This is a genomic window from Pseudomonas sp. NFACC24-1, assembly GCF_900115235.1.
GTDB classification, from domain to species: Bacteria; Pseudomonadota; Gammaproteobacteria; order Pseudomonadales; family Pseudomonadaceae; genus Aquipseudomonas; species Aquipseudomonas fluorescens_AA.
Window position 1 is genome coordinate 110,874 of the sequence record NZ_FOVS01000016.1, and the last position, 20,037, is coordinate 130,910.

Sequence of the window (20,037 nt, forward strand, 5' to 3'; positions counted from 1 at the left end):
TTCAATAACAACAACAAATCAGGAGACACCTCCCATGTTCGGCATGTCCCACGAGACGTTCCTACTGCTTGATGCAGTGGTCACGGTGATCGGACTCATCGTCCTCATCACCAAGTTCAAATTCCACCCGTTCATTGCGCTGACCATCGCCGCCGCGTTCCTCGGCCTGACGTCGGGCATGCCGACCGGCACCATCATCAAGGCGTTCCAGGACGGCTTCGGTGGCGTGCTGGGCTTTGTCGGTATCATCCTGGCGCTGGGCACGATGCTCGGTAAAATGATGGCCGAGTCGGGCGGAGCCGATCAGATCGCCCAGACCCTGATCCGCGCCTTCGGCAAGGACAAGGTGCAGTGGGCGATGATGTTCGCCGCCTTCCTGGTGGGCATCCCGCTGTTCTTCGAAATCGGCTTCGTGCTGCTGATCCCGCTGGTGTTCATCGTCGCGCGTCGCACCGGCGTGTCGATCATCAAGATCGGTATCCCGCTGCTGGCCGGTCTTTCCGCGGTTCACGGCCTGGTGCCGCCGCACCCGGGGCCGTTGCTGGCGATTGGCATATTTGGCGCTGACATCGGCAAGACCATTCTCTATGGCCTGATCGTCGCGCTGCCGACCGCCATCATTGCCGGCCCGATCTTCGGTACGTTCATTGCCAAGCACATCCCCGGCCATCCGAACCAGGAGCTGGTGGACCAACTGGCCCGCGAGACGAGCGCCGCCGAGCTGCCAAGCTTCAGCATCACCTTGATCACCGTGTTGTCGCCGGTGTTCCTGATGCTGCTCAAGACTTTCGCTGACGTGGCGCTGCCGGACGGCAACCTCTTCCGCGCCTGGATGGACATGATCGGTCACCCGATCTCGGCTTTGCTGCTGGCGTTGTTGCTGTCGCTGTACACCTTCGGCTACAAGCAGGGCATCGGCTCCAGCCAGATGCTCAAATGGCTGGACGCCAGCCTTGCGCCGACCGCCGCGATCATCCTGATCATCGGTGCCGGTGGTGGCTTCAAGCAGATGCTGGTCACCAGCGGCGTGGGCGATGTGATCGGTCACATGGCGGTGAGTGCGCAGATCTCGCCGATCCTGCTGGCGTGGCTGGTGGCCGCAGTGATCCGTATCGCCACAGGTTCGGCGACGGTGGCGACCATTACCGGTGCCGGTATCGTGGTGCCGGTGGTGGGGATGATGCCGGGTGTGAACCGTGAGCTGCTGGTGCTGGCGACCGGTGCCGGTTCGTTGATCCTGTCCCACGTCAACGATGCGGGTTTCTGGCTGGTCAAGCAGTACTTCAACATGACCGTGGCCGAGACGTTCAAGACCTGGACCGCGATGGAAACCATCCTGTCGGTGGTGGGATTGATCTTTATCCTGCTGCTGTCGCTGGTGGTATAACCGACAACACTGTAGTCAATGTGGGAGCGGGCTTGCTCGCGAAGGCGGACTGACAGTCAACAAATAGGTTGAATGTTATATCGCCTTCGCGAGCAAGCCCGCTCCCACACCGATTTCTGGTGATCAACAAATCCAGGAAATACCCACATTGGGTTTTAGGTCAGGCGTTAGGTTTGCTTACCAACCCATCCGCCCGGAACATCCCACGGATCCCACGCACCGCCTGGCGAATCCGGTCCTGGTTCTCGATCAGCGCAAAGCGCACGTGATCATCCCCATACTCCCCGAACCCCACTCCCGGCGAGACGCAGACCTTGGCTTCGGCCAGCAGCTTCTTGGCGAACTCCAGCGAGCCCAGGTGTGCATAGGCCTCGGGAATCTTGGCCCAGACGTACATCGACGCCTTGGGGTTTTCCACCTTCCAGCCCAGCTCATGCAGCCCCTTGACCAGCACATTGCGGCGCTGGCGGTACTGCTCGGCGATGTCGCGCACGCATTGCTGGTCGCCTTCGAGGGCGGCGATGGCGGCCACCTGCAGCGGCGTGAAGGTGCCGTAGTCGTGGTAGCTCTTGATCCGCGCCAGGGCGTTGACCAGCTCCGGGTTGCCCACCATGAACCCGATGCGCCAGCCGGCCATGTTGTAGCTCTTGGACAGGGTGAAGAACTCCACCGCGATGTCCTTCGCCCCCGGCACTTGCATGATCGACGGGGCTTTCCAGCCGTCATACACGATGTCGGCGTAGGCCAGGTCGTGGATCACCAGCACATCGTACTGCTTGGCCAGGGCGATGACCCGCTCGAAGAAGTCCAGCTCCACACACTGGGCGGTGGGGTTGGATGGGAAGCCGAGGATCATCATCTTCGGCTTGGGAATCGAGCCGCGAATGGCCCGCTCCAGTTCGTCGAAGAAATCCACCCCTGGCACCAACGGCACCGAGCGCACCTGGGCGCCGGCGATCACCGCGCCGTAGATGTGGATCGGATAGCTGGGGTTGGGCACCAACACCGTGTCGCCCTGGTCCAGGGTGGCCAGCATCAGGTGGGCCAGGCCTTCCTTGGAACCGATGGTGACGATGGCTTCGGTTTCCGGGTCGATGTCCACTTCGTAGCGGTCCTTGTACCAGCGCGAAATGGCGCGGCGCAGGCGCGGGATGCCTTTGGAGGTGGAGTAGCCGTGGGTGTCTTCACGCTGGGCGACGGTGACCAGTTTTTCCACGATGTGTGGAGGCGTGGCGCCGTCGGGATTACCCATGCTCAAGTCGATGATGTCTTCGCCGCGCCGACGCGCAGCCATCTTCAGCTCGGCAGTGATATTGAATACATACGGGGGGAGTCGATCTATGCGCGCAAAGCGGCGCGGCGAACCTTGTTCGGCCATTGTTGCCTCGAGATACGTGAGCGCCCGGAACCGTCCGAGCGACGTTGGCCACTGCGGTGGCCTGCGGCGCAAGATAATCGGGCGGATGTCGGATTGTCCAGTAGCCGCGGCGAACTATTTTCGACGACACTGTCGCCCTGGCCGCGGCGCCATCGATGGTCGCAGCGGCTTGTTGAACCTGTCTCACCCAATCCTGATGGAACGAATGATGGAATTTTCCAGCGGCTTCCTGCTGAGCCTTTCGCTGTGCCTGGACATTGGCGTGGCCAATATCGCGATGATCACCCTGGCGATGCAGCGCGGCTATTTCCAGGGTTTCGCCCTGGGCCTGGGCACCTGCGTGGGCGATCTGATCTATGCCGTCCTGGCCTTGGCCGGCATGACCGTATTGCTGCAATACGAAGCGGTGCGCTGGGTGCTGTGGGTCGGTGGCTCGGTGCTGTTGCTGTACTTCGCGGCGAAGATGATCCACTCGGCGATCTATCACAGCGCAGTACTGGCCGAGGCCGGTGAAGTGCAGGGCAACTCTTCGCGCCAGGAGTTCTTGCGCGGGATTTTCCTGGCCATGTCATCGCCCAGTGCCATCCTCTGGTTCGCGGCAGTGGGCGGTACGCTGATCGCCCGTTCGGGCGGCGGAACCTTGCTCAGCTCGGCGCTGTTTCTCAGTGGTTTTCTCTGCGCCGGGCTGCTGTGGTGCGCGGCCTTGTGTCTGGCGGCGACCCAGGGCGGCAAACTGTTGGGGGATAAATTGTTGCGTTATTCCTATTGGGCATCCGCTGCGATCTTCTGTTATTTCGCGGTGTACGTGATTGTTTCTGGCTACAACGAGTTTGTAGGAAACGCCGTTACCGGGCCTCTGCCTGGCATCTGACAAGCGAAACGGCCCTGGCAATTCCGGTTTGGCTTCTATACTGCCAAGCCCGACTTCACGTTTTGCTGGAGTGTTGCCGCATGGAAAAGCCCAAACGCGATTGCACAGCCGTACCACGCTTTGAACAGGGACGTTTTCAACTCATCGCCGGCTTTGGTGCTCGGTTTACCCAGGACACCGCCCAAGACATCCCTCTGCTCTGGGAAAAGTTCCTGCCCTGGCTCGACAAGGTGCCAGGGCAGAAAGATGAAGTGACCTACGGTGTGTGTTGCAACCCGGACGGGCAGGGCGGGTTCGAATACATCGCCGGCGTGGAAATCAGCCGGCTCGACGATTTGCCGGACCAATACCGCTGGATCGAAATCCAGCCAGGCCATTACGCGGTCTTCGAACACAAAGGGCCGTTGAAAAAGCTGCCGGATACGTTCCAGTACATCTGGAACGAGTGGCTGCCCCAGTCCGGTTACGAAGCGGCGCAGGAGCCTGAATTCGAGCGCTACAGCGAAGACTTCAACCCCAGGACCGGCCAAGGCACCCTGGAGATCTGGATCCCGCTCAAGCCAAGCTGATTGACGCAGTCCCCTGTGGGAGCGCCTATCGATCGTTGATTCTGTTTGTCAGAACACCAACCCCATCCGCCGCTCATAACCGATGCGGCCCTTATAGGCTTCGCCACTGTCGACCCAGCCCAGTCGGGCGTACAGGCCAATGGCCGAGACGTTATCGGGATCGACCGAGAGCTCCAATCCGTGGATGTCCGGCCAGGCGCTACGTGCCACGGCGGGTAGTGCTTGCAGGCAGGCCTTGCCATACCCTTTGCCCTGGGCCCGGTGGTCGACTTGCAAGGCATGCAGGGTGGCGCTGTGTTCGTTGGCCCAGGCGGGCAGTACCGGCGGGCGCTTGAGCAGCAGGAAGGCCACCGGTACCTCCCCAGCCAATAGCGCAAAGCCCTTGACTCCCGGGCCGGGCCGGGACAGCAGCATGTGCAGGGCGCCATGGATATCGCCGGCGAACTTGATCTGCTCGGGGGAGAGTTCGATGGCGCTGACCTGTTCGCGTTGCAGCGCGGTCAGGTCTTCGTAAGGGACGAGTCGAGCGGTCACAGAAACGTCCAATGTTTGCCGACAGAATAGGGACTTGGATTCTAGCGAATTTTCTCTTTGAATATTTTTTGTTGGATTGTCGATTCGCTGTTTCTCCAAACGACAAAGGGTGTCTTCAACAAAAAACTGCGGAGAATCACCATGAATACCCAAGCCACTGAAACCCAGATCCAGGCCCTGATCGACACCTACCGCCAAGCCGTCATGGCCAAGGATGTCGAAAAAGTCATGGCGCTCTATGACGAGAACATTGTCTCGTTCGATGCCATCCAGGCCCTGCAATTCAAGGGCAAGACGGCTTACCGGGCCCATTGGCAAGCCTGTATGGAAATGTGCCCCGGCCCGCACAAGTTCGACTTTCATCAGGTCAAGATTACCCCGGCCGACAACATTGCCTTCGCCCACTGGCTGGCCTATTGCGGCGGCACCAACGAAAAAGGCGAGGAACAGGCCTGCTGGATGCGTGTGACGGCCTGCTACCAGCGTGTAGCCGGACAATGGCGGATTGTCCATGAACATTGGTCCGCTCCGTTCGACCCGATGGCCGGGACGGCGCTGTTCGACCTGCAACCCTGATCGTCGGTTTTTTCGCCGAGCGTCATTCTGCCGTCCATAGTTGATCAGTCCGAACACGGAGCCTTCCATGAAGTACCTATGCCTGGTGTATAGCAACGAACACACGCTGCACAACTCCCCCGACAGCCCGGAGGACGCCGAGTGCATGGCCTATGCCGAATCGATCCAGGGCAGTGGGCGCATGCTGGCCGCCGAAGCCCTGGAATCGGTACAGACCGCCACCACGGTGCGCATGCGTGGCGGCAAGCTGTCGATCACCGACGGCCCGTTCGCCGAAACCAAGGAGCAACTGGCGGGCTTCTACCTGATCGACGCCAAGGACCTCAACGAAGCCATCCAGGTCGCCGGCAATATCCCGGCGGCCCGGGTCGGTTGCGTTGAAGTGCGACCGGTACGCCAACTGAACCCCTGAACAACAATCACAAACAGGATTTCATTCATGAACCTCACAGCTGCCTTTTACGCGTTGTCCATCAGCCGGGTAATCGATCGCCAGGCACAGGAAACCATGGGTTTCCATGAGGGTTGGGGCCAGAGCCTGGGCCGGCTTGAGACGCTGGTTACCCAAGGCATGCCCGACTGATGTCGGTCGAAACGGTCAAGGCGCGGGTCGAGCAGGTTTATCGGCAAGACTCGCGGCGGATCCTGGCGACATTGATTCGCCTGCTGGGTGACTTCGATCTGGCGGAAGAGGCCTTGCACGAGGCTTTTTTCATTGCGGTCGAGCGCTGGCAGCGCGACGGTGTACCGGACAACCCTCGGGCCTGGCTGGTGTCTGCCGGACGCTTCAAGGCCATCGACAGTTTGCGCCGGCGTGCGCGCTTCACTGCGTCCCAACCGATGTTGATCGCTCAAATCGAGGCGCTGGAGCAGGATCCGTGGAGTGACGAAGACGTGGAAGACGATCGCCTGCGGCTGATTTTTACCTGTTGCCACCCAGCCCTGGCGGCGGATGCCCAGGTGCCCCTGACGCTGCGGGAAGTCTGCGACCTGAGCACCGAACAAATCGCCCGGGCGTTCCTCGCCGCCCCGGCGGCCATTGCCCAGCGCATCGTGCGGGCCAAGGCGAAAATCCGCGATGCCAGAATCCCCTATCAGGTGCCGTCCCGCGCGGAACTGCCGGAGCGCCTGGACAGCGTGCTGCGGGTGATCTACCTGGTGTTCAACGAAGGGTATTCGGCCTCGATGGGGGCCGAGCTGACGCGCGAAGACCTCACGCGCGAAGCCATCCGTCTCGGGCGTCTGCTGATGGAGTTGCTGCCCGAAGCCGAGGTCATGGGGTTGCTGGCGTTGATGCTGCTGCACGAATCCCGGCGCCCGGCGCGAACGTCGTCGACCGGTGAACTGATTCTGCTGGATGAGCAGGTGCGATCCTTATGGGATGCCGAGCTGATCGCCGAGGGCTGTGCGTTGGTGGAAGCCGCGTTGAAAACCCGACGGTTCGGGCCGTACTGCCTGCAAGCGGCGATTGCGGCGGTGCATGCCGAAGCGCCGACGGCTGAGCAGACCGATTGGCCGCAGATCATCGGCCTTTATGATGTGCTGCTGCGGGCCGTGCCGTCGCCGGTGATCGAACTCAACCGCGCCGCCGCCCTGGCCAAGCGCGATGGACCGGAAGTCGGCTTGCGCCTGGTCGAGGCGATCCTGGAGCGTGGGGAATTACTCGACTATCACCTGGCCTATTCGGCGCAGGCGGAATTCTGTCGTCAACTGGGACGATTGGACGAGGCGAGGGCGGCGTACCGCCGCGCGCTCGAACTGACGCAGCAACTGCCGGAACGGCGGTTTATCGAAGGACGGCTTGCGGGGTTGCAGTGATGAGCCACCAAGGACCTGCAAGCACCGAATCTGTGGCGAGGGGATTTATCCCCGTTGGATTGCGGAGCAATCCCAGAACTCTGTGCAACGCTGCCAGTTGTCGGCGAGCGCTGCGCACTCGAGCGGGGATAAATCCCCTCGCCACAAGAACAGCTTCGGCTTTATTTCTACTGAGTGACCTGCATCAGACAAAAAAAAGCGACCCGAAGGTCGCTTTTTTCAGCCAGCCGGCGTTGATCAGAACTCGTGATCAGCGTTGTCCGGGTTCAGGTCGCTGATGCCCAGTTTGCCCGCAGCCTGTTCGATCGAACCGGTCTGCTTGACCAGTGCGGCGATGGCGTCGCGCACGATCTGGTTACCGGCAGTGTTGCCGGCGGCGATCAACTGGTCGTAGTGCTCACCCTTGTTGGCGTGATCGACCATGACCTGGATCTTGGCTTCGGTGTCGGCCAGGTCGGCCTTGAGCGCGGTGTCCGCGGCCGGGTCGGCCTTGGCGACCAGGGACGACAGGCTGGCGCCGGTCATCTTGGTGCCGTCGACACGGGTGTATTCGCCCAGGTACACGTTACGCACGCCCTTGGCATCGTAGAAGTGCGAGTTGTGGGTGTTGTCGCTGAAGCAATCCTGCTCGTCTTCCGGCGAGTTGGCTTCCAGGGACACCTTCATGCGCTCGCCCGCCAGTTCACCCAGGGACAGGCTGCCCATGCCGAACAGCATCTTGCGCAGGCCGCTTTCGGCCGGCTCGGCTTCCAGGGTGGCGCGGTAGTTGTCGGCCACGTTCGGCTTCCAGTTGCCGACCATTTCCTGCAGGTCATTGACCAGCAGTTGGGTCACGGACTTGAGGTAGGCACGACGACGGTCGTTGTGGCCGCCAGTGGCACCGGCGCCTTCCAGGTAATCCGAAGCGGGGCGATTGCCGGCGCCCGGGCCGGTGCCGTTGAGGTCCTGGCCCCACAGCAGGAATTCGATGGCGTGGTAGCCGGTGGCGACGTTGGCCTCGGAACCGCCCAGCTCGTTCAGGCTGGCGAGTTTTTCCGGGGTGATGTCCTTGACGTCGACCTTGTCTTCGCCAACCTGGACTTCGGTATTGGCGATGATGTTGGCGGTGGCGCCCGGGTTACCCAAGGCGTGCTCGTAGGATTTGTCGACGTAGTCGATCAGGCCTTCGTCCAGGGGCCAGGCGTTCACCTGGCCTTCCCAGTCGTCGATGATGGTGTTGCCGAAGCGGAACACTTCGCTTTGCAGGTACGGTACGCGTGCGGCGACCCAGGCAGCCTTGGCGGCTTTCAAGGTATCGGCGTTCGGCTTGGCCAGGAACGCGTCGACGGCGGTTTGCAGGGTCTTCGCAGTGGATTCGGCATCGCTGTAGACGGCATAGACGATGTCGGCATAGTGCGCGACAACGGCCTTGGCGGCGGCTTCGTCGACTTTGCCGGCAGCAGCAGGGGCGACCGGTGCCGAGGTGCTGGCGGCCGGCGTTGGCGCTTGCGGCGCGGCGGCCTTGTCTTTGCCTTCGCCGCAACCGGCGAGGGAAATAGCGATGGCCAGCAAACTGGCGGTAGCCAGGGGCATACGAATCATGGCGAACATCCTGCTTCGGTGATGGATGGGACAGGCGCGAGGGTGCGCAAAACTGCGACATAATGCGAAAGATTTGCATTATGTGTAAAGGGTTATGGTTGTAAATATTTCTTATTTAATGAAGGGATCGGCAGCGTCTGTAGGAGCTGCCGAGCGAAGCGAGGCTGCGATCTTTCCCCTGCCAATGGAGTCTGCAGCGAAGATCAAAAGATCGCAGGCTTCGCCAGCTCCTACGGGAACGTGGCAGAAGAGAAGAATCAGAGGATGGACGCCTTGCTGCGCTCGGCCTGCTTCAGGTAAAGGCCCAGTTCACGTGCCGGCAGTGGTTTGCTGTAGTAGTACCCCTGACCTTCGTGGCAGCCCTCGGCGATGATGTAGGCTTCCTGCTCGACCGTCTCGACCCCCTCGGCAATGACCTGCATCCCCAGGCTCTTGCCCAATTGGATGATGGCCCGGACGATGGTTGCGTCGTCTTCGTCGTCGAGCAGGTCCTGGACGAAGCTCTTGTCGATCTTGATCTTGTCCAGCGGCAGACTCTTGAGGTAGCTCAGGGACGAATAGCCGGTGCCGAAGTCATCGATGGCAATCAGCGCCCCGGAGCGACGCAGGCTCAGCAAGTGCTGGGCCGCAGTAGTGATGTCTTCCATCAGGCCGGTCTCGGTGACCTCCAGCTCCAGGCTGCGCGGCGGCAGCCGGTAGATCTGCAGGAGATTGTTCACCACCCGTGGCAGTTCGGCATGGTGCAGCTGCACGGTCGACAGGTTGACCGCCATGCGCAGATCGAGGAAACCCTGGTCGTGCCATTCGCGCAATTGCCTGCACGCCTGGTCCAGCACCCATTCACCGATGGCGATGATGGTGCCGTTCTGCTCGGCCAGGGGAATGAACAGGTCCGGCGGCACCAGGCCGTGTTCGGGATGGTGCCAGCGGATCAGGGCTTCAGTGCCCACCACCCGCAGGTCGCGGTAGCTGATCTGTGGCTGGTACACCAGGGAGAACTGCTCGCGGGCCAGGGCTTCGCGCAAGTCTTTTTCCAGCTCGCGGCGGCGGCGCATCTCGCTGTCGACGCTGGCAATGTAGAACTGGTAGCGATTGCGCGAGCGACTCTTGGCCAGGGTCATGGTCTGCTCGGCTTTCTGCAACAGTTTCTCGGTGCTGTCGCCGTCTTCGGGGAAGAGGGTGATGCCGATGGTGGCCCGCAGGCGGATTTGCTGATCGTCGATGGCGAACGGCGCTTCCAGGTCATCGAGGATGCTCTGGGCCAGTTCGGCGGCCTCGTAAGGCTGTTCGATGTCGGCCTGGACCAGGGCGAACTGGTCGCCCCCCAGCCGCGCCAGTGCGCCGAGCCGCCCACTGTGGGCCCGTAGTCGATCCGCCAGGGCCAGCAGCAACTGATCGCCGGTCTGATAGCTGAACTGTTCGTTGATGCCCTTGAAATCATCCAGCCCTACACACAACACCGCCACCCGACGTTGCAGGCGTCCGGCGTCCACCAGGATCTTGTCCAGTTGCTGTTGAAGTTGCTGGCGGTTGGGCAGGCCGGTGAGAAAGTCGTACTGGGCCATTCGCAGCAGGCTGTTTTCCGCTTCGTGACGCAGGTGTGTGTTGCGCTCGATGGATTCGAGCAGTTGGTTGGCTGTGTTGATCCACAGGCCCAGTTCGTTTTGCTCGTGGCCGCGCAACTGCGGGATCTTGTGTGCGCTGGGGCGATCGGGGTTGATTTCGGTCAGGTGCTCGATGATCCGCGACAACGGCTTGGTCAGCAGCCAGTGATAGACCAGGTACAGCACCAGGCCCATGGCCAGGGCCCGCAGCATCCCGGAGATGAAGATGATCACCGAACTGACGATGAACCCCTCGCCGTAGGTGGCCGTGTCGAGGGTAATGCTCAGGTCGCCGTAGTATTCGCTGTAGGGGCCACGTCCCACCAGTTGCGTGGTGAAGGTGCGCTCCTTGCCCAGGATCAGGTCGGTCAGCCAGCGGCTTTCGGAGTGCTGCAAGGGGCGGGCTTTTTCGGCGAGCATGGTTTCGCGGGGATGGCCGATGGAAGCCATGCGCACGGCTTGGTCCTGGAACAGGCCTTCGATCACTTGCATGCCCATTTCCCGGTCCAGGCTGTAGACGGCCTGGGTCGACGGATCGCGGAACATGTCGAGGATACGCTGGGCGTCACTGGCGACGGCCTGGTTGGTTTTGTAGGCATCGAACACGATCTGGGCGCAGCTCAAGACCATGCCAACGATCAATGCCGAAAGGAGCACGACCCGGAGCAACTTCACAGACAAGCTGTTCTTGAGTTCCAGCTTCAAAGAATGGTTCCTTGTTCCGTGCGGGTAGCGTCAAGTTGCCATGAGTATTGGCAATCCTGTGATGTCAGTCAAAGGGACAATCAAACACAAGGGTTTTCGCTTGAAACCTGGCCGATGTACGTTTTTTCCGGAGTGATTGCTCTATGACCATTGTGTCGGTTGAAAGGCACCGCAACTTGAGGCCTGTCGGGATTTTTTCTTGGGTTCCAGACACGACGTATTTGGCTTGCGATCAATTTTGTCGCGCAAAAAAACCCGGCACGGTGCCGGGTTTCCTTTGTCTGGCATCGAGCTTAGGCAGTGAAGGCTTTGCCTTCGAACTGCTCGGCGACGAATTTCCAGTTGACCAGGTTCCAGAACGCTTCGACGTATTTCGGACGAACGTTGCGGTAGTCAATGTAGTAGGCGTGTTCCCACACGTCGCAGGTCAGCAGCGGGGTGTCGCCGCTGGTCAGCGGGTTGCCGGCGCCGATGGTGCTGGCCAGGGCCAGGGAACCGTCAGCCTTTTTCACCAGCCAGCCCCAGCCGGAACCGAAGGTGCCGATGGACGTCTTGCTGAATTCTTCCTTGAACTTGTCGAACGAACCGAATGCCTTGTTGATGGCTTCAGCCAGGGCGCCGGTTGGTTGACCGCCGGCGTTTGGCGCCAGGCAGTTCCAGTAGAAGGTGTGGTTCCAGACCTGAGCGGCGTTGTTGAAGATACCGCCCGAGGAAGTCTTGACGATTTCTTCCAGGGTCTTGCCTTCGAACTCGGTGCCAGGCACCAGGTTGTTCAGGTTCACGACGTAGGTGTTGTGGTGCTTGTCGTGGTGGTATTCCAGTGTTTCTTTGGAAATGTGTGGCGCCAGTGCGTCGTGTGGATAGGGCAGTGGCGGCAATTCGAAAGCCATGGTGATTCTCCTAATCAGGTCAGTTGCGGTGAGCGCAAGGCCGATCACGGGCGGCCAGACTAGCGCCGGGGAGTTTGTACTCTTTGCGGCGCAGGAGTCGGATCATAGCACCGGGGGTGCGGCATAACCACGCAACAACTGTGTGGAATAGAGGTTCCAGAGCGGTTTGGAATAATCAGCCGGCGACAATCAATTGCATCGCCACGGTAAACATCATCACCGCCACCAACAGGTCCAGGATCCGCCAGGTGCTTGGACGGGCCAACCAGGGAGCCAACCATGCGGCACCGATGGCCAGGGTGAGGAACCACAGCAATGAGGCACTGGCCGCGCCCACCACATAGGCGCCGGGCACGCTTTGCTGGGCACCGAGGGACCCGATCAGCAGCACGGTGTCGAGGTAGACGTGGGGGTTGAGCAGCGTCACCGCCAGCGCGCTGAGCAACACGGCCCGCAGCGAGCGCACAGCCTGTTTCTCACCCTGTTGCAGACTTTGCCTGGAACAGGCCCGGCGCAAGGCCTGGCTGCCGTACCAGAGCAGGAACGCCGCGCCGCCCCAACGGGCAATCGACAGCAATAACGGGCTCTGGGCCAGCAAGGTCGCCAAGCCGAACACCCCGGCGGCGACCAACAGGGCGTCGCAGGCGATGCATAGCGCCGCGACCGGCAAGTGGTGCTCGCGGCGCAAGCTCTGGGCCAGCACGAATGCGTTCTGGGCGCCGATGGCCATGATCAGCCCGAGGGCCACCAAGAGCCCGTTCACATAGCTTTGCCACATCGTTTTATCCCCCGGTCAGTTGATGAATTGCTGGCCATTCTCCTGTGGTGAGCTGTATAAGAAAAACCAATATTGCTGATTGCTCATTAGGGAAACTGATGTTCGATTACAAATTGCTTTCTGCCCTGGCCGCCGTCGTCGAGCAGGCCGGTTTCGAGCGCGCGGCCCAAGTGCTGGGTTTGTCGCAATCGGCCATTTCCCAACGGATCAAGCTGCTGGAGGCGCGCGTCGGTCAGCCCGTTCTGGTGCGTGCCACACCGCCAGCGCCCACGGAAATCGGCCGTCGGTTGCTCAACCACGTGCAACAGGTGCGGCTGCTCGAGCGCGACCTGCAGAGCCTGGTGCCGGCGCTGGATGAAGAGGGGCTGCCGGAGCGTCTGCGCATCGCCTTGAACGCCGACAGCCTGGCAACCTGGTGGGCCGCTGCCGTGGGAGATTTCTGCGCCGACCATCACCTGTTGCTCGACCTGGTGGTAGAAGACCAGACCGTGGGCCTCAAGCGCATGCGCGCCGGTGAAGTGGCGGCCTGTGTCTGCGCCAGCGAACGCCCGGTGGCGGGCGCTCGCAGCGTGCTGCTGGGGGCGATGCGCTACCGGGCGTTGGCCAGCCCGGCCTTCATCGCCCGGCACTTTCCCGACGGCGTGCGGGCCGATCAACTGGCTCGTACGCCGGCACTGGTGTTTGGCCCGGATGATTTCCTGCAACATCGCTACCTTGCGTCCGTGGGCGTGGAGGGCGGTTTCGAGCATCATTTATGCCCCTCGTCCGAAGGTTTCATCCGTCTTGCCGAGGTGGGGTTGGGCTGGGGGCTGGTGCCGGAGCTGCAAGTGCGCGAACAGCTGGAACGAGGCGTGCTGGTGGAATTGTTGGCAGATAAACCGATCGATGTGCCGCTGTACTGGCATCATTGGCGCAATGGTGGGCAGTTGCTCGGCTTATTGACTGAGCGATTGATCGCAGCGGCAAGCAGCACGCTGCAAGCGGTAAGTGAAAAGCGCTTGGCTTGACGCTTGTGGCTTGTAGCTCGAATCTGATTTTTAGGAGCATGCATGAAGATTTTGGTCACCGGCGCGAGCGGCTTCATTGGCGGGCGCTTTGCGCGTTTCGCCCTGGAGCAGGGCCTGGATGTACGGGTCACCGGTCGCCGGGCCGAGAGCGTGGAACATCTGGTGCGTCGTGGTGCGCAGTTCGTCCAAGGCGATCTGAACGACCCTCTGCTGGCCCGCGACCTGTGCCTGGATGTCGAGGCCGTGGTGCATTGCGCCGGCTCCGTGGGGCTGTGGGGTCGCTATCAGGATTTCCACCAGGGCAATGTCCAAGTCACGGAAAATGTTGTCGAAGCCTGTCTCAAGCAGAAGGTGCGACGCCTGGTTCATCTGTCCTCGCCGTCCATTTACTTCGACGGCCGTGACCACCTCGGGCTGACCGAAGAACAGGTGCCCAAGCGCTTCAAGCACCCTTACGCCGCCACCAAGTACCTGGCCGAGCAGAAAGTCTTCGGCGCCCAGGAGTTCGGCCTCGAAGTGCTGGCCCTGCGCCCGCGTTTCGTGACCGGCGCCGGTGACATGAGCATTTTCCCACGCCTGCTGAAAATGCAGCGCAAGGGCCGACTGGCCATTGTCGGCAACGGGTTGAACAAGGTGGACTTCACCAGTGTGCAGAACCTCAACGAAGCGTTGCTCAGCAGTCTGCTGGCCACCGATTCAGCCTTGGGCAAGGCCTACAACATCAGCAACGGCGCACCGGTTCCGCTATGGGATGTGGTCAATTATGTGATGCGCCAGATGGAAGTCCCACAGGTTCGACGTTATCGTTCCTACGGCTTGGCTTACAGCGTCGCGGCCCTGAATGAAGGATTCTGCAAGTTGTGGCCAGGCCGCCCCGAACCGACGCTGTCGCGCCTGGGCATGCAGGTCATGAACAAAAATTTCACCTTGGATATCAGTCGCGCCCGGCATTATCTCGATTACGATCCGCAGGTCAGCCTGTGGACCGCCCTCGATGAATTTTGCGCCTGGTGGGGTGTCCAAACAGCCCGCTGATCGGCCCATCATGAACCGAGTGCCAGGTTCGGGGTCAATCGGTGCGGCGGGCGAGAGGGTTATACTCGCCGCATCAAGCCATTATCGGTTTCCCAAAGGTCGAACCATGCCCATGCGTAACGATGCCAACGACGACTTCGATGATGTACCGAGCCTGCGGATGCGGGCCGACATTCCCGATGACGATGATTTCATGCCCAGCCGCCAGCCCCACGTGCAAGCGCGCCCGGCGCCCGTTGCCGCGGCCAAGGTCAAGGGGGCCAGCACCGGGCCGCTGTGGGCATTGGTCGGCGCGCTGCTGTGTGCATTCGGTTTCCTGGCCTGGTGGAGCTTCCAGCAGATTTCCCTGATGGAGCAGCAACTGGTGGCGACCCAGGAAAGCTTCGCCCGGATCAGTGAGGATGCGGCGGGGCGCTTGCAGGACATTTCCGGCAAGGTGGTCGCCGGGCAGTCCAACGTCATGAGCGACAGTGAAGCCTTGAAGCTGCAGATCAAACAGTTGGACAACAAGCTGCAGGAACAGGGGCGGCAATTCGACGGCAAGCTGCAGGAGCAGTACAAACTACAGCAGGCCACGTTCGGTCCATCTGCCGACCTGGACAAGGAATTGGCCCAGCTCATCGCCCAGGCCTCGGAACAGCAGAACACCAACACGCAGTTGCAAGCGTCCAACAAGGAGCTCCAGGCCCAGGTCAAGGCGCTGGCGGCTGAAGTGACCGCCCTGAGGAGCCAGGGCGAGGGTGGTGCCTTGGACGCCCAGCTCAAGAGCATCGGTGCTGACATCACCGCCCTGAAAAGAGCCACCTCCAACTCTGCCATCGACCGCCTGGAACAGGACGTGATCGTGCTCAAGAGCCAGCAGGACAAGGGCGGCAACACGGCCGAGTTCGACGCCTTCCGCGGCCAGGTCACCCGTAACATCAACACCTTGCAGGCGCAGATCCAGAACTTGCAGCAGCAACTGCGCGCTGGGGCTCAATAAGCCGTTTGTGCGCGCATCATTTCTGAATGTGCCGCCGCTATCGCGAGCAAGCTCGCTCCCACACTGGAGGGTGCTGACCCTGTGGGAGCGAGCTTGCTCGCGATGACGTCCTGTCAGTCAATATCAATACCTCTGGCTCCCCAGGCTCCCCAGCAATCCCCTGAATACTCCAACATCACCCCACGCCGTCTACGCTCTTGAAACACCAACAAGAACGAGGGGCGCACGCATGGGTTTTTTTCACAGGATGGCCTGGCTGGGGGCAATGCTCATGCTGGGGCTGGCTCAGGCCCAGGCGGCCACTGCGGACGATGGCCAGGCGGCCCGGGCGCTGCTGGAGAAGGCCTTGGTCTATTACCACGACAACGGCGACAAAGCCTTTGCCGCCTTCAGTCGCCAAGGGGAATTCGTCGACAAGGATCGCTACGTGTTCGTGGTGGATACCCAAGGTGTGATGCTTGCCAGCGGCGGGCCGTCCTCGGCGTTGATCGGGCGGGACGTGTCCGAGGTGCTGGGGCCGGATTTGCGCAAAGCCTTCAAGGACGCCTTGAAAACCCCCGAGGCCAGTGGCATCCAGCAAGCCGAGTACCGCTGGCAGAACTGGGCGGACGGCAAGGTCGAGCGCAAGCATGTGTATTTCCAACGTATCGGCGAGCGAATCCTGGCTGTCGGCTATTACCTGCCCCGGGCTTCCGCCGAACAGGCCAGGGCGTTGCTGGACAAGGCCTCGGATGATCTGCTGAAAAACGAGAAGGCCACGCTGACGGCGGTCAACTCCCTCAAGGGCGGTTACCTGCAGGATGACTTGTATGTCTTTGTCGTCGACCTCGATACCCGGCGTTATGTCGGCCATGGCACCAATTTGCGCTTGATCAATACCGACTTCGCCAAGGTCAAGGACCCGGATGGCAAACCGGTGGGCGAGCCGATCCTGGCGTTGATCGGGAAACAGGGCGAGGGAGAGTACGAGTACCGTTGGAAGAATCCGGTGACGGGCAAGGTCGAGGATAAACACGCGTACCTGAAGAAGGTCGGGCATTTCCTAGTGGCGGTGGGATATTACAGTCCTTGAGGCTGAGGCTGAGGCTGAGGCTGAGGCTGAGGCTGAGGCTGAGGCTGAGGCTGAGGCTAAGGCTAAGGCTAAGGCTAAGGCCAAGGCTAAGGCCAAGGCTGGGGCTGGGGCTGGGGCTGGGGCTGGGGCTGGGGCTGGGGCTGGGGCTGGGGCTGGGGCTGGGGCTGATAGGGCCTTGTGGCGAGGGGATTTATCCCCGTTGGGCTGCGCAGCAGCCCCAGAATCCACCATGCGCCGCGATTGTCAGTTGAAACGCAGAGGGCTGCTGCGCAACCCAGCGGGGATAAATCCCCTCGCCACGTTGACCGTGTTCCCAGTCCAACATCTCTGTGTTCGGCAGGTTTGCACAAAAAAGGCCCGCATCGCTGCGGGCCTTTTTCGGACTACTGCGGCAATCAGCCCGCCACCAGCACCCGAATCGCCTCCAGGCGTAGCGCCGCCTTCTCAAGCATCGCCAAGCCTTGCTCGCGCTGTTGGCGCAGGGCCACCAGCTCGCTGTCGCGCACGGTCGGGTTGACCGCTTGCAGGGCGGTCAGGCGGGCCAGTTCCTCGTCGGTATCGGCGGCCAGGCGGCGCTGGGCCTCGGCCACGCGTTCGGCGTGACGTGGGGCGATCTTCTCTTCGCCGGCATTGATTCGCGGTGTGAGCTGGTCGCGCTGGGCCTGGATGAACTTGTTGGCGCTGGCGCGGGGCACGCTTTCGAGTTGGTCGTTCAGGGTTTCGAACGAGACCCGGGCGGCCAGGTCGTTGCCGTTGGCGTCCAGCAGGCAGCGCAGGGCGGCCGGCGGCAGGTAGCGACCCAGCTGCAGCGAGCGCGGGGCAACCACTTCACTGACGTAGAGCAGCTCCAGCAACACGGTACCGGGCTTGAGGGCCTTGTTCTTGATCAGTGCCACGGCGGTGTTGCCCATGGAGCCGGACAGCACCAGGTCCATGCCGCCTTGCACCATCGGGTGCTCCCAGGTGATGAACTGCATGTCTTCGCGCGACAGCGCCTGGTTGCGGTCGTAGGTGATGGTCACGCCTTCGTCGTCGCCCAGGGGGAAGCTGGCGTCGAGCATTTTTTCGCTCGGCTTGAGGATCAGCGCGTTTTCCGAATGGTCCTCGCTGTCGATACCAAAGGCGTCGAACAGGGTTTCCATGTAGATCGGCAGGGCAAACTGGTCGTCCTGCTCGAGAATGGCCTCCACCAGCGCATCGCCTTCACCGGCGCCTCCGGAGTTGAGCTCCAGCAAACGGTCGCGACCGGTGTGCAGCTCAGCTTCCAGGCGCTCGCGTTCGGCACGGGCCTCGTCGATCAGCGCTTGCCACTGGCCATCGTCGGCTTCCTCCAGCAAGGGCAGCAGACGCGGGCCGAACTGGTGCTGCAAGGCGTTGCCGGTCGGGCAGGTGTTGAGGAAGGCATTCAGGGCTTCGTGGTACCACTGGAACAGCCGCGCTTGCGGGCTGGTTTCCAGATAAGGCACATGCAGCTCGATGGTGTGCTTCTGGCCGATCCGGTCCAGGCGGCCGATACGCTGCTCCAGCAGGTCCGGGTGTGCCGGCAGATCGAACAGCACCAGGTGATGGGCGAACTGGAAGTTGCGGCCTTCACTGCCGATTTCCGAGCAGATCAGCACCTGGGCGCCAAACTCTTCGTCGGCGAAATAGGCCGCCGCACGGTCACGCTCCAGGATGTTCATGCCTTCGTGGAACACCGTGGCCGGGATGCCGGAACGCACGCGCAGGGCATCTTCCAGGTCCATGGCGGTTTCGGCGTGGGCACAGATCACCAGCACCTTGGTGCGCTTGAGCATCTTCAGGGTGTCGATCAGCCACTCGACCCGCGGGTCGAAACGCCACCAGCGCTCCTCCTCGCTGGCGTCCGGCTGGGCCTGGAAGCTGACTTCCGGGTACAACTCGGCGTGATCGCCCAACGGCAATTCAAGGTATTCGTCCGGGCAAGGCAACGGGTAGGCGTGCAGCTTGCGCTCGGGGAAGCCCTGCACAGCGGCGCGGGTGTTGCGGAACAGCACGCGGCCGGTGCCGTGGCGGTCCAGCAGTTCGCGCACCAGGCGGGCGCTGGCTTCGACATCGCCATCATTGACGGCGGTCAGCAAGGCTTCGCCTTCATTGCCCAGGAAACCCTGGATGGTCTTGTGGGCTTCGGGCGAGAGTCGGCCTTTGTCCAGCAGCTCCTGCACGGCTTCGGCCACCGGGCGATAGTTTTCGCTCTCGGCGCGGAAGGCCTTGAGGTCATGGAAGCGGTTCGGGTCCAGCAGGCGCAGGCGGGCGAAGTGGCTGTCCTGGCCCAGTTGTTCCGGGGTCGCGGTGAGCAGCAGCACGCCTGGGATGGTTTCGGCAAGCTGCTCGACCAGGGCGTATTGCGGGCTGACCTGGTCTTCGTGCCACACCAGGTGATGGGCCTCGTCGACCACCATCAGGTCCCAGCCGGCGGCGAACAGCGCATCCTGGGCCTTTTCATCGTCCACCAGCCACTCCAACGCCACCAAGGCCAGTTGGGTGTCTTCGAACGGGTTGCTGGCATCGCTTTCGATAAAACGTTCTTCGTCGAACAGTGCGACCTGCAGGTTGAAGCGCCGACGCATTTCCACCAGCCATTGATGCTGGAGGTTTTCCGGTACCAGGATCAGGACGCGGTTGGCGCGGCCGGACAGCAATTGACGGTGGATGACCAGGCCGGCTTCGATGGTCTTGCCCAGGCCCACTTCGTCGGCCAGCAACACCCGCGGCGCAATGCGGTCGGCCACTTCACGGGCAATGTGCAGTTGATGGGCAATCGGCTGGGCACGTACACCGCCCAGGCCCCAAAGCGAAGACTGCAACTGGCGGCTGGTGTGTTCCAGGGTGTGGTAGCGCAGGGAGAACCAGGCCAGTGGGTCGATCTGGCCGGCGAACAGACGGTCGCTGGCCAGGCGGAACTGGATGAAGTTCGACAGTTGAGTCTCGGGCAGGGTGACGACTTCATTCTGCCCGTTGAGGCCGTGGTAGACCAGCAGGCCGTCGACGTCATCGACTTCGCGCACGGTCATTTTCCAGCCTTCGAAGTGAGTGATCACATCGCCCGGTGAAAACCGTACACGGGTAAGTGGCGCATTCCGTAGCGCGTACTGGCGAGTGTCGCCAGTGGCCGGATAGAGCACGGTCAACAAGCGGCCGTCCTGTGCCAGAACGGTGCCTAAACCCAGCTCGGCTTCGCTGTCACTGATCCAGCGTTGCCCCGGTTGATACTGCTGCGCCATGCTGCCTG

The 20,037-nt window shown here is 61.7% G+C and carries 17 protein-coding genes and 1 pseudogene; 11 read left to right on the forward strand and 7 right to left on the reverse strand.

The window, feature by feature from the left end; all coding sequences use genetic code 11:
* The first annotated feature begins 34 nt into the window (after positions 1 to 34).
* Positions 35 to 1,387, forward strand: a complete 1,353-nt coding sequence (locus BM317_RS16600) for a GntP family permease (protein WP_060738845.1) — start codon at positions 35 to 37, stop codon at positions 1,385 to 1,387.
* A gap of 160 nt (positions 1,388 to 1,547) precedes the next feature.
* Here BM317_RS16600 and alaC read toward each other — a convergent pair whose 3' ends face one another.
* A complete protein-coding gene (gene alaC / locus BM317_RS16605; protein WP_092166047.1) occupies positions 1,548 to 2,765 on the reverse strand; it encodes an alanine transaminase in 1,218 nt (405 codons plus the stop codon).
* Positions 2,766 to 2,973: 208 nt separating this feature from the next.
* On the opposite strand from alaC, the gene BM317_RS16610 reads away from it, so the two are divergent.
* Both BM317_RS16610 and BM317_RS16615 read left to right on the forward strand, forming a co-directional pair.
* A complete protein-coding gene (locus BM317_RS16610; protein ID WP_092475242.1) occupies positions 2,974 to 3,636 on the forward strand; it encodes a LysE family translocator in 663 nt (220 codons plus the stop codon).
* Between the two features lie 80 nt (positions 3,637 to 3,716).
* On the forward strand, positions 3,717 to 4,205 hold the full coding sequence (locus BM317_RS16615; RefSeq protein WP_092166049.1) for a GyrI-like domain-containing protein: 489 nt from the start codon (positions 3,717 to 3,719) through the stop codon (positions 4,203 to 4,205).
* A gap of 48 nt (positions 4,206 to 4,253) precedes the next feature.
* Here BM317_RS16615 and BM317_RS16620 read toward each other — a convergent pair whose 3' ends face one another.
* Positions 4,254 to 4,739, reverse strand: a complete 486-nt coding sequence (locus BM317_RS16620) for a GNAT family N-acetyltransferase (protein WP_092166050.1) — start codon at positions 4,737 to 4,739, stop codon at positions 4,254 to 4,256.
* 141 nt (positions 4,740 to 4,880) lie between these two features.
* Between BM317_RS16620 and BM317_RS16625 the strand changes: the two genes are divergently transcribed.
* From BM317_RS16625 to BM317_RS16640, 4 genes and pseudogenes are all read left to right on the forward strand, one after another.
* Complete coding sequence (locus BM317_RS16625) at positions 4,881 to 5,315, forward strand: YybH family protein (protein WP_092166051.1); 435 nt, start codon at positions 4,881 to 4,883, stop codon at positions 5,313 to 5,315.
* Positions 5,316 to 5,382: 67 nt separating this feature from the next.
* Complete coding sequence (locus BM317_RS16630) at positions 5,383 to 5,727, forward strand: YciI family protein (RefSeq protein ID WP_003198606.1); 345 nt, start codon at positions 5,383 to 5,385, stop codon at positions 5,725 to 5,727.
* A gap of 75 nt (positions 5,728 to 5,802) precedes the next feature.
* A pseudogene (locus BM317_RS16635) lies at positions 5,803 to 5,898 on the forward strand (polyketide cyclase); the annotation flags it as partial.
* Positions 5,898 to 7,133 carry an RNA polymerase sigma factor gene (locus BM317_RS16640; RefSeq protein WP_092475244.1) on the forward strand — a complete coding sequence of 412 codons (1,236 nt, stop codon included), beginning with the start codon at positions 5,898 to 5,900 and terminating at the stop codon, positions 7,131 to 7,133. The pseudogene BM317_RS16635 and the gene BM317_RS16640, both read left to right, overlap by 1 nt.
* 237 nt (positions 7,134 to 7,370) lie before the next feature.
* Here the strand turns inward: BM317_RS16640 and BM317_RS16645 are convergent, their stop codons facing one another.
* The 4 genes from BM317_RS16645 to BM317_RS16660 all read right to left on the reverse strand — a co-directional run bounded on the left by BM317_RS16645 (position 7,371) and on the right by BM317_RS16660 (position 12,691).
* Positions 7,371 to 8,714, reverse strand: a complete 1,344-nt coding sequence (locus BM317_RS16645; RefSeq protein ID WP_060738837.1) for an imelysin family protein — start codon at positions 8,712 to 8,714, stop codon at positions 7,371 to 7,373.
* Between the two features lie 257 nt (positions 8,715 to 8,971).
* On the reverse strand, positions 8,972 to 11,023 hold the full coding sequence (locus BM317_RS16650; protein WP_092475246.1) for a putative bifunctional diguanylate cyclase/phosphodiesterase: 2,052 nt from the start codon (positions 11,021 to 11,023) through the stop codon (positions 8,972 to 8,974).
* A gap of 293 nt (positions 11,024 to 11,316) precedes the next feature.
* Complete coding sequence (locus BM317_RS16655) at positions 11,317 to 11,913, reverse strand: superoxide dismutase (RefSeq protein ID WP_060738835.1); 597 nt, start codon at positions 11,911 to 11,913, stop codon at positions 11,317 to 11,319.
* Between the two features lie 175 nt (positions 11,914 to 12,088).
* Positions 12,089 to 12,691 carry a LysE/ArgO family amino acid transporter gene (locus BM317_RS16660; protein WP_092166054.1) on the reverse strand — a complete coding sequence of 201 codons (603 nt, stop codon included), beginning with the start codon at positions 12,689 to 12,691 and terminating at the stop codon, positions 12,089 to 12,091.
* A 98-nt stretch (positions 12,692 to 12,789) separates the two neighbouring features.
* Between BM317_RS16660 and BM317_RS16665 the strand changes: the two genes are divergently transcribed.
* The 4 genes from BM317_RS16665 to BM317_RS16680 all read left to right on the forward strand — a co-directional run bounded on the left by BM317_RS16665 (position 12,790) and on the right by BM317_RS16680 (position 16,787).
* Positions 12,790 to 13,698, forward strand: coding sequence for a LysR family transcriptional regulator ArgP (locus BM317_RS16665; protein WP_060738833.1), 909 nt, complete (start codon positions 12,790 to 12,792; stop codon positions 13,696 to 13,698).
* 42 nt (positions 13,699 to 13,740) lie between these two features.
* Positions 13,741 to 14,733, forward strand: coding sequence for an NAD-dependent epimerase/dehydratase family protein (locus BM317_RS16670; RefSeq protein ID WP_092166055.1), 993 nt, complete (start codon positions 13,741 to 13,743; stop codon positions 14,731 to 14,733).
* A gap of 106 nt (positions 14,734 to 14,839) precedes the next feature.
* Positions 14,840 to 15,715, forward strand: coding sequence for an ATPase (locus tag BM317_RS16675; RefSeq protein WP_092475250.1), 876 nt, complete (start codon positions 14,840 to 14,842; stop codon positions 15,713 to 15,715).
* A gap of 229 nt (positions 15,716 to 15,944) precedes the next feature.
* The gene (locus BM317_RS16680; protein WP_092166066.1) at positions 15,945 to 16,787 is read left to right on the forward strand and encodes a cache domain-containing protein; all 843 of its coding nucleotides are present in this window, start codon (positions 15,945 to 15,947) and stop codon (positions 16,785 to 16,787) included.
* A gap of 395 nt (positions 16,788 to 17,182) precedes the next feature.
* Here BM317_RS16680 and rapA read toward each other — a convergent pair whose 3' ends face one another.
* The gene (gene rapA / locus BM317_RS16690; RefSeq protein WP_092166068.1) at positions 17,183 to 20,029 is read right to left on the reverse strand and encodes an RNA polymerase-associated protein RapA; all 2,847 of its coding nucleotides are present in this window, start codon (positions 20,027 to 20,029) and stop codon (positions 17,183 to 17,185) included.
* Positions 20,030 to 20,037 lie beyond the last annotated feature (8 nt).